Below are 13044 nucleotides of genomic sequence, written 5' to 3'. Positions count from 1 at the left end.
CGCGAGCAAGCCCGCTCCCACAGAAAAGCAGATCTGTTTTCGCTCTGGTCTTTGCCTTTGCTTTTAACACTCAAGCCGGCCGGGAGGCCGCTGTGCTTTTGATTTTGAAGCAGCCGTTACCTAAATAACGGATATGCACACCGATCTAACTCAACAAAACAACACCGCCAGGCAACTCCGTACACTTGGCCCCATACGCATCGCGAATCAAAAGCGCCACCCCCGCCAACTGATGCAGACTAAACCGCGCCTGCACCCGCCGCTTGCCCAACTGCGCATTCATCAGCAGCAACATCCCCGGCCGATAGCGATTGATCTCATCCACCACCGTCGCCAGCGTCGCATTATCAAACACCAGCACCTGCTCCCGCCAAGCCACCACAGCCTGCACGTCCACCGCCACCGGCTCACCCACACCGCTGGCGTCATAAGTCAGCTGCCGCCCACCCTCAAGCCGAACCGTACGCCCCCCAACACCCACCAACAGCGCCCCATCAATACACGTCACACACACACTGTGATCCGTATTGCGCACATTGAACCGCGCCCGAGCCGCACTCAACCACCCTCCACCCGCCTGAACCTGAAGCGGCATCGCAGCATCGGCCAGCACCTCGACCTCCCCCTCCAACAACTCAATCCCACCCTCACGCCGGCTGATCCGCGTCTGCGTATTGAGCTCCAGCCGAACCCCATCACCCAACTCCACCCGCCGCTGCTCCCCGACCTCGGTGCGGTAATCCGCCGTCAACCCGGCAAACCCACCCGGCACCGTCACCCGCACCATCAGCACCGCCGCCGACGCCGCAATCGCCCCGCCCAAAAACGCCCGCCGCCCAAAATGCCGCGGCCGGGAAAACTGCTCGGCGGCGGGAGCCAATTGCTGCCACAACACCTTGGCCTGCTCGAACGCCCGGGCATGCTCCGGGCTCTGGGCGCACCACTGGCGCAACGCCTTGGCATCAGCAACGGTGGCCCGGCCCGAAGTCAGCAGCACCAGCCAGTCACGCGCTTCATCGTGCAGGGGGCTGTCGGGCGCAGCACGGGCAGCGGAGAGGTTAAAAATGTTCAAGCGCGCAGGTACTCAACGGATTATCAGGGACTCAATCACTAAGACGGTTTTCCGGCCCCGGGACCGAACCGCTGGATCACTTTTCTTTCAAGGCGCTGCGCACAGTGGCCCAGCCCGGCCTTGATTTCCTTTTCGACCATGCGCGTGGAAATCCCGAAACGCCTGGAGATCTCCAGGTGTGGCGCCTCTTCCAGACGCGCAGCGATAAGGATCTGGCGCCGCCGCGCCGGCAGTTCGTAGAGGGCCTTGAGCAAGGACTGGATTTCTCGCTGGCCACCCACCACCCGCGACGGGTCCTGGGCTTCATCGACGGTCTGCAGCAGCTCTTCGACTTCGCTGCCGGTCAACAGTCGCGCATCCGCCTGGCGTCGGTCAGCGGCGATGTTCAGCGCCATTCGATACAGGTAGGCATTGGGTTGCGCCAGGTTCGGCGGTACGTCCATGCGGTCGACCCGCAGGTAGGTCTCGTGCAGCACGTCGTTGGCCAGGTCCTCGGACCCGAGGCGCTTGCGCAGGCGTACCTTGAAGTCCTCGTAGGACGCCAGGAACAGGCTGACCATCATGCTGTGGCCGGTGTCTTTCATGCCCCGGAAACTCCTTCCCCTGCTGTGCATTCCATGCGTGTTCCTGTTGAATCGGGCATCAAAAGTAAGGTCACCGGCAAGCGCAGCGAACTGGGCGCCGGGCGTTCGACCCGGGTGGCGCCCAGGCCGCGTACCAGCGCTTCGTCACGCTGCAGGTCACCGGTGGAGCTGACCAGGCGGCTGTGTTCGATCACCCCGTCACCGTTGACCCACACCTGCACCAGCGCCCGGAAACTGCCGGGGCGGGTCAGCGGCGAACGGCACAAACTGCGTTCGATCGCCTGCTGCAAGGCCGCGGCATAGCTGTTGTTGATCCGTGCTGCATGCCCTGCCTTCAGCCCCCGCGTCGTGGCCGGCTGGCTGACCTCGGGGACTTGCAGGGTGAACGCATCGCTGCGGGCATAACGCGCCATCAGGCCACTCCCTGTCAGCAGCAGGCCCAGGGCTTGCTGCGCACTGTAGCGGCCATGCACGCCGATGGAGCGCCGGCCCCGGGTCAACTCGCGGTCCACCAGCACCGCCATGCCGGTGGCATGGCTGAACGCCTGCAGGGCGCTATCCAGGTTCTGCGCGGGCAGGTCCAGGGTCACTTCGGCGCGCACGGCCTGCGCCAGCCCCAACAGCAGAGCCAGGCAGCAGCCCGCGCGCCTCCAAGCCCCCCTGCTCAGCATCGCAACACGTCCGACATAGCCTACAAAACCGTCATCCTGAGGCCAGTTTATGAACCTGATGTTACGGTGCCAGCAAAAAAAACATCACGGTGACGGGCAGCCCGCTGCACTACACTTTTGAGCCATACCGGCCCATTTCCCAGGGCTCGCCAGGAGGCACCGATGAACCTGTTACCGACCCTCGCCAGCCTGTTGCTGTGTGCTGCCCTGCCGCTGATGGCCCACGCCGAAGGAACGCCCAATGGCTGCACCGAGGTCAACGTGGATGGCTACAAGGCACCGGACTATGGCTGCCTGAGCCAGCAGATGAGCAACAACCCGGACGCCGCCAAGGCCACGCAAAAGAACCAGCAGGCGCAACAGGTGCCCATCGACAAACGCAAGCCGAACCAGATCGGGCTCTCTACACCCGCAGCGACCAGTGTGCGCATGGGCAATACGTTCGGTACTTCGGTGAAACCCCAGCGGCCTTGATCGCCGCTTGTCCCCCCCTGCCCGCCCAGTGCAAAAAAAGCCATTGTGTTATCGCGATTGCCGATGTTATGTTTCTAACAGACATCAAAATCATGAAACATGAGTAACATCAATGACCGGCCTGCGCGAAAACGTCATGGATAAAAACAGCTTCCAGCGCACGCTGGAACAGCAGTTCCCGACGCTGACGCCCACCGGCAAGCGCATCGCGACGTACCTGCTGGGCAACCTGCAACAGCTGCCGTTCGAAACCGCCGACAGCATCGCCCAGCAAGCCGGCACCACCGGGATTTCAGTGGGGCGTTTCTTGCGAACCCTGGGTTATCGCAACCTCGATGACGTCAAGCAAGGCCTGCGCGGCGACCCGCAAGCCTCCTGGCTGATCACCGACCGCCTGGGTGCGTTTCGCCAGGAGAACGATCAGGAAGACGCCCTCGACCGTTCCCTCAACCGCGAGATCGAAGCCATCCAGCATGTGTACGGCCTGGCCCGCAGCCAGGGTTTCGCCGACATCGTGCAGCACATCGTGGATGCAGACGCCGTGTTCATCCTCGGTATCCAGTCCACCCGGGGCATCCTCAATGCGTTCCACAGCCACCTGGAATACATCCGTCCCAAGGTCTATTACGTCGATGGCCTGTCGGGGATCTACGCCGAGACCCTGAACTCCGGCTTTGAAAAGCCCTACGCCATCACAGCGGATTTCCGCGCCTATTCCAGCATCACGCCCACGTTCTGCGAGACCGCGAATGCCCAGGGTCTACCCTTGGCGTTGATCACTGACTTGCAATGCCCCTGGGCCCGGGACTACGACCTGGACCTGCTGCAGTTGAAAACCGATGTCGGCCAGTTCTGGGACTCCATGGCGCCCCTGACGTGCCTGTTCAACCTGATGGTGTCTGCCGTCGCTGACCGCTACGGCGAGCGACTGGATGCACGCCTGGCAAAAAACCGCGCCCTGCAACAGGCCTTCGGCCAGTTCGAATCCTGACCCTGGAAAGGAAATCTTTGAGTGAAAACCAGCCCATTGGTAGAAATCGCCCCACCGGAATACCCGGTACAGGTCGACCTGATCTACGCCAGTGCCGACAACCTGGCAGGCACCGTGATCTACCGCAATGCCCGCTGCCTGCTGCACGCCGAAGCGGCGGCCTGCCTGCGCAAGGCGAGCCTGTTGGCACGCCAGGCCGGCATGACCCTGCTGATCTACGACGCCTATCGCCCTGCCTACGCCCAGCAACTGTTGTGGCAGGCCCTGCCCAACCCGGACTACGTGCGCGACCCACGCCTGGGCTCGCACCACACCCGCGGCGTGGCCGTCGACCTGACACTGATTGATGAACACGGCACACCCCTGGATATGGGCACGGCGTTTGATGCCATGGAGCCCAAGTCCCACCAGTTCTACCCCGACCTGCCGCCGCAGGTGCAGCGCAACCGCCTGCTGTTGCTGGGCATCATGCTTGGCGCCGGCTTCAAGGCGATTGCCACCGAGTGGTGGCATTACGAATTGCCGGATGCCGAACTTTTCCCACTAATTGAGGAGTCACACTGATCACAAGGACCGTACCATCACAATAATGAGCAGCACCCTTTAGCTCCAACTGCCCGGTTATAGATTTCATAAAAATAAACCAACCCGCTTTTTCCTCTAAATAATCAAGGAAACCGGCATGACCCCAAGCAACCGCAAGACCCTCGCACTCTCCCTGCTGTGCGCCGCCCTGAGCCTGGGCGCGTGGCAATCGGTAAGTGCCGCGGCGCCCAAAGACACCCTGATGATCGGCAAGGCCGCCGACCCGCAAACCCTCGACCCGGCCGTGACCATCGACAACAACGATTGGGCGGTGACGTACCCGGCGTACCAGAAGCTGGTGGCCTACAAAGTCGAAAACGGCAAGGGCAGCACCGAGGTCAAGGGCGACCTGGCCGACAGCTGGACCACCTCGGCCGACGGCCTGGTGTGGGACTTCAAACTCAAGCCCGGCAACAAGTTCGATGATGGCGCCGAGGTCGACGCCAATGCGGTGAAGTTCTCCTTCGACCGCGTGATGCAGCTCAAGCAAGGCCCGTCGGGCGCGTTCCCGGATGACATGAAAGTCACCGTGGTCGACCCGCTCACCGTGCGCTTCACCCTGGCCAAGCCCTACGCGCCCTTCCTTTACACCCTCGCCCACAACGGCGCCGGCATCATCAACCCGGACGTGGTGAAACAGGGCGACGTCAACGCCTACCTCTCCACCCACACCGCCGGCTCCGGCGCCTTTCGCCTGAGCAACTGGCAGAAAGGCCAGAGCCTGACCCTGGAACCCAACACCTACTACGCCGGCACCAAGCCCGCGCTGAACAAGGTGGTGATCAAGATCATCAGCGAAGCCTCGGTACGCCGCCTGCAACTGGAACGCGGTGACCTGGACATCGCCGAAGACATGCCCCAGGACCAGCTCACCAACCTGGCCAAAAAGAAAGACGTGGTGATCAAGGAGTTCCCGTCGCTGCGGGTGACCTACCTGTACCTGAACAACCAGAAAGCCCCGCTGAACAACCAGAATGCGCGCCAGGCAATCGTTGATGCGGTGGACTACAAAGGCATTGTCGACGGCATCCTCAAGGGCCAGGCCAAGTTGATGAACGGGCCGATTCCTGCCGGCATGTGGGCCAATGACCCGAGCCTGCCCTTGATGAAACAGGACCTGGACAGCGCGGGCGCGAACCTGAAGAAACTCCCGGAAAAAATCACCAACCTGAATTACATGTACTCCGACAAGGACCCGGACTGGGAATCCATCGGCCTGACCCTGCAAGCCAGCCTGGCGCCGCTGGGGATCAACCTGAAGATGGAAAAACTGGCCAACGCCACCATGCGCGAGCGCCTGGGCAAGGGTGATTTCGACGTGTCCATCGGCTCGTGGGCACCGGACTTCTCCGACCCCTACATGTACATGAACTTCTGGTTCGACTCCTCCCTGCAAGGCCTGCCGGGCAACCGTTCGTTCTACAGCAACCCGGTGGTGGACAAGCTGATTCGCGATGCGGCGGCCAACAACGACACGGCCAAGCGCACCGAGCTGTATCAGGAAGCCCAGAAGATCGTGCTCAAGGACAGCGTGTACGCCTACCTCTATCAGAAGAACTACACCCTGCCGATGCGTGATTCGGTGAAGGGTTATGTGTTCCATCCGATGCTGGAGCAGGTGTTCAACGTGGCTGAGATCAGTAAGTAACACGCGATCAAATGTGGGAGCGGGCTTGCTCGCGAAAGCGGTGTATCAGTTACCCGATGTATGACTGACCCACCGTATTCGCGAGCAAGCCCGCTCCCACACTGGACCTGCTGTGTTTTCCAGGCTGTATTCCTGATCCAAATGTCTCGCGTTACCGAGGAGCCCTCATGGCCTTCCTGAATATGTTGCGCAAACGCCTGTTCGGCCTGATCCTGGTCGTCGTCGGCGTTTCGCTGATTACCTTCTGCATCTCCCACCTGATCCCGGGTGACCCGGCGCGCCTGATTGCCGGCGACCGGGCCAGCGACGCCATTGTCGAGAACATCCGCCATCAACTGGGCCTCGACCTGCCGCTGTACCAGCAATACGGCCGCTACATGAGCGACCTGCTCCACGGCGACCTCGGCACGTCGATCCGCACCAGCCGCCCGGTGCTGGAAGACCTGAAAGCGTTCTTCCCCGCGACCCTCGAACTGGCGGTGGCCGCCCTGCTGCTCTCGGTACTGGTGGGCGTACCGCTGGGGGTGCTGTCAGCGGTGTATCACAACCGCGCCATCGACCAGATCGCCCGAACGCTGGCGGTTACCGGCATTTCCACGCCGGCCTTCTGGCTCGGCCTGGGCCTGATCGTGTTGTTCTACGGCCAGCTCGGCTGGCTGCCCGGCAGCGGGCGGCTGGATGAAGGCCTCGAACCACCGCGCACCATCACCGGGTTCTACCTGATCGACTCGCTGCTGGCCGGCGATATCCCGCTGTTCCTGAATGCCCTGGAACACCTGATCCTGCCCGCCGTCACCCTGGGTTTCGTCAACCTCGGCGTAGTCGCCCGGCAGATTCGTTCGGCGATGCTCGACCAGTTGGGCGAGGACTACATCCGTACCGCCCGCGCGTACGGCCTGTCGCGCTGGGCGGTGATCCTGCGCCACGCCTTGCCCAACGCGCTGATCCCGTCGATCACCGTGCTCGGCCTGACCCTCGGCGACCTGCTGTACGGCGCGGTGCTGACCGAAACCGTGTTCGCCTGGCCGGGCATGGGTGCCTATGTGGTGAAGTCGATCCAGTCCCTGGATTTCCCGGCGGTGATGGGCTTCGCGATCCTGGTGTCGTTTATTTATGTACTGCTGAACATGCTGATCGACCTGCTCTACCGGGTGGTCGACCCGCGCATCGGCGAGGTGAATTGAGATGACCGCTCCCCTGACCATGCCCGTACCGGTGCCCCTGGAACAGCGCCCCACCTGGCGTGCGCGAATGGAGTACCTGGGCTATCAAATACGCCGCAGCCCGCTGACCATCGCCGGCCTGACCATCACCTTGATCGTGCTGATCTGCATGGCCTTCGCCCCCTGGTTGGCGAGCCATGACCCCAATGCCTTGAACCTGGCGCAACGCCTGGCCGAGCCCTCCGCCGAACATTGGTTCGGCACCGATGAAGTTGGCCGCGACCTGTTCAGCCGGGTGCTGTACGGCAGCCGCCAGTCGGTGGGCGTGGGCCTGTTCGTGGCGTTTTCGTCCTGCCTGATCGGTGGGCTGGTGGGTTGCCTGTCGGGGATCATCGGCGGGCGTTTCGACAGCCTGATCATGCGCCTGATGGACATCATGCTGTCGGTGCCATCCCTGGTGCTGATCATGGCCCTGGCCGCCGCACTGGGCCCGAGCCTGTTCAATGCGATGCTGGCAATCACCGTGGTGCGCATCCCGTTCTACGTGCGCCTGGCCCGGGGCCAGGCCCTGAGCATTCGGCAGATGGGCTACGTCAAGGCATCCCAGACCTTCGGCGCCGGGCGCTGGCACATCGTGTCGTGGCACGTGGGCCGCAATGCGATGCCGCCGTTGCTGGTGCAACTGAGCCTGGACATCGGCAGCGCGATCCTGATGGCCTCGGCCCTGGGTTTCATCGGCCTGGGGGCACAGCAGCCCACCGCCGAATGGGGCGCGATGGTTGCCACCGGGCGCAATTTCATTCTCGACAACTGGTGGTACTCGACCTTTCCGGGGCTGGCGATCCTGGTCACCGCGACCGGCTTCAACCTGCTGGGTGACGGTGTTCGTGACCTGCTCGACCCACGGCAACAGGGGAAATGACCATGTCCAGTCCGGCAGTGCTTGCCATCGACAACCTGAGCCTGGAATTCCCGGCTTACCGCAACAACGTCCAGGCACTCAACGGCGTGTCGTTGCACGTCAACCCCGGCGAAGTCGTCGGCGTAGTGGGTGAATCCGGCTCCGGCAAATCCGTGACCGCGATGCTCAGCCTGCGCCTGCTGCCGGAACGCAGTTACCGGATCACCGCCGGCAGCTTGCAGATGCTCGGCCGCGACATGCTCGGTGCCAGCGAGAAGGAGCTGCTGCAGATCCGCGGGCGTGACGCGGCGATGATCTTCCAGGAGCCGATGACCGCGCTGAACCCGACCCGGCGCATTGGCCGGCAGATGCTCGATGTGATCATCCACCACCAGCGCCTGAGCAAGGCCGCCGCCCGTGCCAAGGCCATCGCCCTGCTCCGGGACATGCACATCGCCGACCCCGAGCAAGTGCTCGACAGCTACCCCTTCGAACTCTCCGGCGGCATGCGCCAGCGGGTGATGATCGCCCTGGCATTTTCCTGCGACCCTCAGTTGCTGATCGCCGACGAGCCCACCACTGCCCTCGACGTCACCGTGCAACGCCAGGTGCTGTTGCTGCTGCGGGAAAAAGCCCGGGAACGCGGCACCGCGATCCTGCTGATCACCCACGACATGGCTGTGGTCTCGCAGTTCTGCGACCGGGTGTATGTGATGTACACCGGCGCCGTGGTGGAAGAAGGCCCCACCGCCCAGGTGATGAGCGACCCGCGCCACCCCTACACCCAAGGCCTGCTCAGCGGTTTGCCGGAACAGGTGAAACCCGGCGACGACCTGCTGACCATCCCCGGGCAGGTGCCCAACCTTGCCGCCCTGCCCTCAGGCTGCACCTTTCGCGAACGCTGCCCCCAGGCCATGAGCCAATGCATCGAGCGCCCGCGCCTGGACCTGATCAACCCTGCCGGCACCCGCAAAAGCGCGTGCTGGCTGACTGCCGGGGAGTCGGTGCAATGACCGTGTCTCAAGATTCACTGCTGGCTTTGCGGGATGTACGGGTCAAGTTCCCGGTAAAAACCGACTGGCTGGGCCGCCCGCGCGGTTATGCCCACGCCCTCAACGGCATCGACTTGCAGGTGCGCCGTGGGGAAACCCTGGGGATTGTCGGCGAGTCCGGCTGCGGTAAAAGCACCCTCGCCCAGTTGCTGATGGGCCTGGTCAAGCCCAGCGACGGTGAAGTGGACTGGGTCTACGAAAGTGCCCGGGAACGCCACCGGCATGTGCAGATCGTATTCCAGGACCCGCAATCGTCCCTCGACCCGCGCCTGCCCATCTGGAAAATCATTACCGAGCCGCTGTTCGCCCTAGGCGACACGCCCAAGAGTGAAATGCGCACCATCGCCGCCAAGGTCGCCGCGCAGGTAGGCATTCGCGCTGAATACCTGGACCGTTACCCGCACCAGTTTTCCGGTGGCCAGCGCCAACGCATCGCCATCGCCCGCGCGCTGGCGTCCAACCCGAGCATCCTGGTGCTGGACGAGCCGACCTCGGCCCTGGATATCTCGGTGCAGGCGCAAATCCTCAACCTGCTGGCCGAGCTGCAACGGCGGCTGGGGCTGACCTACATCCTGATCTCCCACAACGTTTCGGTGGTGCGGCACATGGCCGACCGGGTGGCGGTGATGTACCTGGGGCAGATCGTGGAACTGGGGTGTGCCGAGCAAGTGCTGGAGCAGCCGAAGCATCCGTATACCCAGCTGTTGCTGGAGGCGGTGCCCAAGCTTGGGGTGGCGCTGGACGATGCGTATGTCAGTGCACCGACAGAGCTGCCGGGGAACCGGGTGTTGCCGGGTGGGTGTTTCTTTCTCGACCGCTGCCCGAGGCGTACACAAGGCTGTGAGCGGCCGCAGCGGTTGACGGGTGGAATGAGTCAGCAGGTGCGCTGTCACCTGGAACATCCGTGAGGCGTCCTTAACGAAATTTTCATGATTGCGCGGCTATGATCCGCCACCTCGTTGGGGAGTAGCCTGCTTCGGATTCTCGAAGCGTTCGTATCAACATTCTCGGCAACATGCCGTGGTGCGAACACCATTTTGGTTGGTGAGACCAGCGACACATCCATGCCTGAAGTCGGGCGTGTGGTTGTGTCGTTGACTCATACAGCCCGACTGGAAGCCTTACCGTGAACCCCATTTCCCTGATTCTTCTCGCCCTTGCCATGTCCACGGACGCCTTTGCGGCGGCCATTGGCAAAGGTTCCAGCCTGCACAAACCACGCCTGACCGAAGCCCTGCGGGCCGGGCTGATCTTTGGTGTGATCGAAGCGATCACGCCGATTATCGGCTGGGCCATCGGCCAGGCCGCCACTCGCTGGGTGGAACAGTGGGACCACTGGATCGCCTTTACCCTGCTGGTAGCCCTGGGCCTGCACATGATCTACAACGGCTTGAAGGCCGATGATCCAGAGGAAGAGAAACCGAGCCAGCACTCGTTCATGATTCTTGCCGTGACCGCGTTTGCCACCAGCATTGATGCCCTGGCGGTGGGCGTAGGCCTGGCGTTTGTCGACGTGAATATCCTGGTGGCCGCTGCGGCGATCGGCTTGGCGACGATGACCATGGTAACCATCGGCATGATGCTTGGCCGGGTGTTGGGGACTGTGGTCGGCAAGCGCGCCGAGATGGTTGGCGGCGTGGTGTTGATGCTGGTGGGTGCGACGATTTTGTATGAGCACCTGTCGGCCTAGAAACCGGCGAAGATCAAAATGTGGGAGCGGGCTTGCTCGCGAAAGCGGTGGTTCAGCCAGCCTATTGAGCGACTGACACACCGCCTTCGCGAGCAAGCCCGCTCCCACACCAGCCCGCTCCTACAGGGATCGGCGGCGATCAATCAGGCCGCGTGTTTTTCTTTCTTCAGGCTCTCGATGTCGATCACGAACCGATACTTCACATCGCCCTTGAGCATGCGCTCGTAGGCGTCATTGATGCCCTGGATGTCGATCATCTCGATGTCCGAGACAATCCCGTGCCTGGCGCAGAAATCCAGCATGTCCTGGGTTTCCTGGATGCCACCGATCAACGACCCGGCCAGGCTGCGACGCTTGAAGATCAGGTTGAACACGGTCGGTGACGGGTGCGGGCTATCCGGGGCGCCCACCAGGGTCATGGTGCCGTCGCGCTTGAGCAGGTTGAGGAAGGCGTCGAGATTGTGGGACGCGGCCACGGTGTTGAGGATGAAGTCCAGGGAGTTGGCAACCTTGGCCATTTCGTCCGCGTTCTTCGACACCACCACTTCATCGGCCCCCAGTCGCAGGCCGTCTTCGCGCTTGTTCGGCGAGGTGGTGAACAGCACCACGTAGGCGCCCATGGCATGAGCGATTTTCACCGCCATATGGCCCAGGCCACCGAGGCCGACAACGCCGACGCGCTTGCCCGGCCCGACGTTCCAGTGGTGCAGCGGTGAGTAGGTGGTGATGCCTGCACACAACAGCGGCGCGACCGCCGCCAGGTTGCTCTCGTCGTGGGAGATGCGCAGGACGAACTTCTCCTTGACCACGATATTGTCCGAGTAGCCGCCGAAGGTGTTTTCGCCGCCAAAAGCCGGGCCGTTGTAGGTGCCGGTGAAGCCGTTTTCGCAATACTGCTCCTCGCCCTCGGCGCAGGATTCGCAGTGCTGGCAGCTGTCGACCATGCAGCCGACACCGGCCAAATCGCCCACCTTGAACTTGCTGACATTGGCGCCCACGGCGGTCACTCGGCCAACGATTTCATGGCCCGGTACCGACGGGTACAGGGTGTTTTTCCATTCGTTGCGTACGGTGTGCAGGTCCGAGTGGCAGACGCCGCAATAGAGGATGTCGATCTGCACATCATCGGCCCCGGGGGCGCGACGTTCGAACGTGAAGGGTTTGAGGGAATCCTTGGAGTCACGAGCGGCGTAGCTGTAAGTCTTGGCCATTTCGTTCACCTGTTTGTTCAGACGGTAGAAAGCAGTTGACCAGCATAGACGCTGAACCGTTCAACCGAGCACAGGCATACAAGTCCCTCGTCAGATTCTGCGCCTATAGTATTGGCTGCCCTCTCACCCAAGGAGTTTTGCCATGAGCACCCTACGCACACAAGACGGTACCGAGCTCTACTACAAGGACTGGGGCACCGGCAAACCGGTGCTGTTCAGCCACGGCTGGCCGCTGGATGCCGATATGTGGGAATACCAGATGGAGTACCTGAGCAGCCGCGGCTACCGCACCATCGCGTTCGACCGCCGTGGTTTTGGCCGCTCGGACCAGCCCTGGACCGGTAACGACTACGACACCTTTGCCGACGATATCGCCCAGTTGATCAACCATCTGGATCTGCAGGACGTGACCCTGGTGGGCTTCTCCATGGGCGGCGGCGATGTCAGCCGCTATATCGCCCGCCATGGCAGCGCGCGCGTGGCCGGGCTGGTGTTGCTGGGGGCGGTGACGCCGCTGTTCGGGCAAAAGCCGGATTACCCGCAAGGGGTCGAGATGGCAGCGTTTGACGGGTTCAAGGCCGCGCTGCTGAAGGATCGCGCGCAGTTCCTGGCAGACTTCAATACGCCGTTCTATGGCATCAACAAGGGCCAACAGGTCTCCAGCGGTGTATTGACTCAAACACTGAACATCGCCCTGCTCGCCTCGCTCAAGGCGACGGTGGATTGCGTCACCGCGTTCTCGGAAACCGACTTCCGCCCGGACATGGCCAGGATCGACGTGCCAACCCTGGTTATCCACGGTGATGGCGACCAGATCGTGCCGTTCGAAACTACCGGCAAGGTCGCCGCGCAGATGATCAAAGGCGCGCAGTTGAAGGTGTACAAGGATGCCCCCCATGGTTTTGCGGTGACCCACCAGCAAGCCTTGAACGAAGATCTGCTGGCCTTCCTGCAACGCTGAGCCGATTGCGTTCTCCTGCGACGGCTTAGTTCTGGCCGGGC

Annotated in this window: 14 protein-coding genes and 1 riboswitch; of the genes, 10 read left to right on the top strand and 4 right to left on the bottom strand. The window is 62.4% G+C overall.

Annotated features, from left to right (window positions below; all coding sequences use genetic code 11):
• Window positions 1-145: 145 nt before the first annotated feature.
• The 3 genes from HX839_RS24765 to HX839_RS24755 are packed head-to-tail and all read right to left on the bottom strand — an operon-like array spanning window position 146 to window position 2327.
• Complete coding sequence (locus HX839_RS24765; RefSeq protein WP_008431412.1) at window positions 146-1072, bottom strand: DUF4880 domain-containing protein; 927 nt, start codon at window positions 1070-1072, stop codon at window positions 146-148.
• 38 nt (window positions 1073-1110) lie between these two features.
• The gene (locus HX839_RS24760; protein ID WP_102605758.1) at window positions 1111-1656 is read right to left on the bottom strand and encodes an RNA polymerase sigma factor; all 546 of its coding nucleotides are present in this window, start codon (window positions 1654-1656) and stop codon (window positions 1111-1113) included.
• Complete coding sequence (locus tag HX839_RS24755) at window positions 1653-2327, bottom strand: secretin and TonB N-terminal domain-containing protein (RefSeq protein ID WP_177010051.1); 675 nt, start codon at window positions 2325-2327, stop codon at window positions 1653-1655. Before HX839_RS24755 ends, HX839_RS24760 begins: the two co-directional genes overlap by 4 nt.
• A gap of 162 nt (window positions 2328-2489) precedes the next feature.
• Here HX839_RS24755 and HX839_RS24750 point away from each other — a divergent pair, with 162 nt between their 5' ends.
• From HX839_RS24750 to mntP, 9 genes are all read left to right on the top strand, one after another.
• The gene (locus tag HX839_RS24750) at window positions 2490-2801 is read left to right on the top strand and encodes a hypothetical protein (RefSeq protein ID WP_177067840.1); all 312 of its coding nucleotides are present in this window, start codon (window positions 2490-2492) and stop codon (window positions 2799-2801) included.
• A gap of 136 nt (window positions 2802-2937) precedes the next feature.
• Window positions 2938-3792, top strand: a complete 855-nt coding sequence (locus tag HX839_RS24745) for a MurR/RpiR family transcriptional regulator (RefSeq protein ID WP_032898755.1) — start codon at window positions 2938-2940, stop codon at window positions 3790-3792.
• A gap of 21 nt (window positions 3793-3813) precedes the next feature.
• On the top strand, window positions 3814-4356 hold the full coding sequence (gene ddpX / locus HX839_RS24740; RefSeq protein ID WP_087694901.1) for a D-alanyl-D-alanine dipeptidase: 543 nt from the start codon (window positions 3814-3816) through the stop codon (window positions 4354-4356).
• A 118-nt stretch (window positions 4357-4474) separates the two neighbouring features.
• A complete protein-coding gene (locus HX839_RS24735; protein ID WP_087694902.1) occupies window positions 4475-6025 on the top strand; it encodes an ABC transporter substrate-binding protein in 1551 nt (516 codons plus the stop codon).
• A 167-nt stretch (window positions 6026-6192) separates the two neighbouring features.
• Window positions 6193-7209: an ABC transporter permease gene (locus HX839_RS24730; protein ID WP_008431420.1), complete on the top strand. Its 1017-nt coding sequence runs from the start codon at window positions 6193-6195 to the stop codon at window positions 7207-7209.
• Window positions 7210-7228: 19 nt separating this feature from the next.
• On the top strand, window positions 7229-8110 hold the full coding sequence (gene ddpC / locus HX839_RS24725) for a D,D-dipeptide ABC transporter permease (RefSeq protein WP_371315647.1): 882 nt from the start codon (window positions 7229-7231) through the stop codon (window positions 8108-8110).
• Window positions 8107-9102, top strand: a complete 996-nt coding sequence (locus tag HX839_RS24720) for an ABC transporter ATP-binding protein (protein WP_032898749.1) — start codon at window positions 8107-8109, stop codon at window positions 9100-9102. The genes ddpC and HX839_RS24720 overlap by 4 nt, the downstream gene beginning before the upstream one ends.
• Window positions 9099-10049: an oligopeptide/dipeptide ABC transporter ATP-binding protein gene (locus HX839_RS24715; protein WP_003220120.1), complete on the top strand. Its 951-nt coding sequence runs from the start codon at window positions 9099-9101 to the stop codon at window positions 10047-10049. The genes HX839_RS24720 and HX839_RS24715 overlap by 4 nt, the downstream gene beginning before the upstream one ends.
• A gap of 41 nt (window positions 10050-10090) precedes the next feature.
• Window positions 10091-10257: riboswitch (yybP-ykoY riboswitch) on the top strand.
• Window positions 10258-10267: 10 nt separating this feature from the next.
• Window positions 10268-10831: a manganese efflux pump MntP gene (gene mntP, locus HX839_RS24710; RefSeq protein ID WP_003220119.1), complete on the top strand. Its 564-nt coding sequence runs from the start codon at window positions 10268-10270 to the stop codon at window positions 10829-10831.
• 143 nt (window positions 10832-10974) lie between these two features.
• Here the strand turns inward: mntP and HX839_RS24705 are convergent, their stop codons facing one another.
• A complete protein-coding gene (locus HX839_RS24705; RefSeq protein WP_003220118.1) occupies window positions 10975-12042 on the bottom strand; it encodes an NAD(P)-dependent alcohol dehydrogenase in 1068 nt (355 codons plus the stop codon).
• Window positions 12043-12184: 142 nt separating this feature from the next.
• Here HX839_RS24705 and HX839_RS24700 point away from each other — a divergent pair, with 142 nt between their 5' ends.
• Window positions 12185-13003, top strand: a complete 819-nt coding sequence (locus HX839_RS24700) for an alpha/beta fold hydrolase (RefSeq protein ID WP_003220116.1) — start codon at window positions 12185-12187, stop codon at window positions 13001-13003.
• Window positions 13004-13044: the final 41 nt, after the last annotated feature.

It is taken from the genome of Pseudomonas sp. I8001 (genome assembly GCF_013385345.1).
GTDB lineage: Bacteria > Pseudomonadota > Gammaproteobacteria > Pseudomonadales > Pseudomonadaceae > Aquipseudomonas.
The sequence above is the reverse complement of the archived record's forward strand: the minus strand, read 5'-3'. Positions and strand labels throughout refer to the sequence as shown.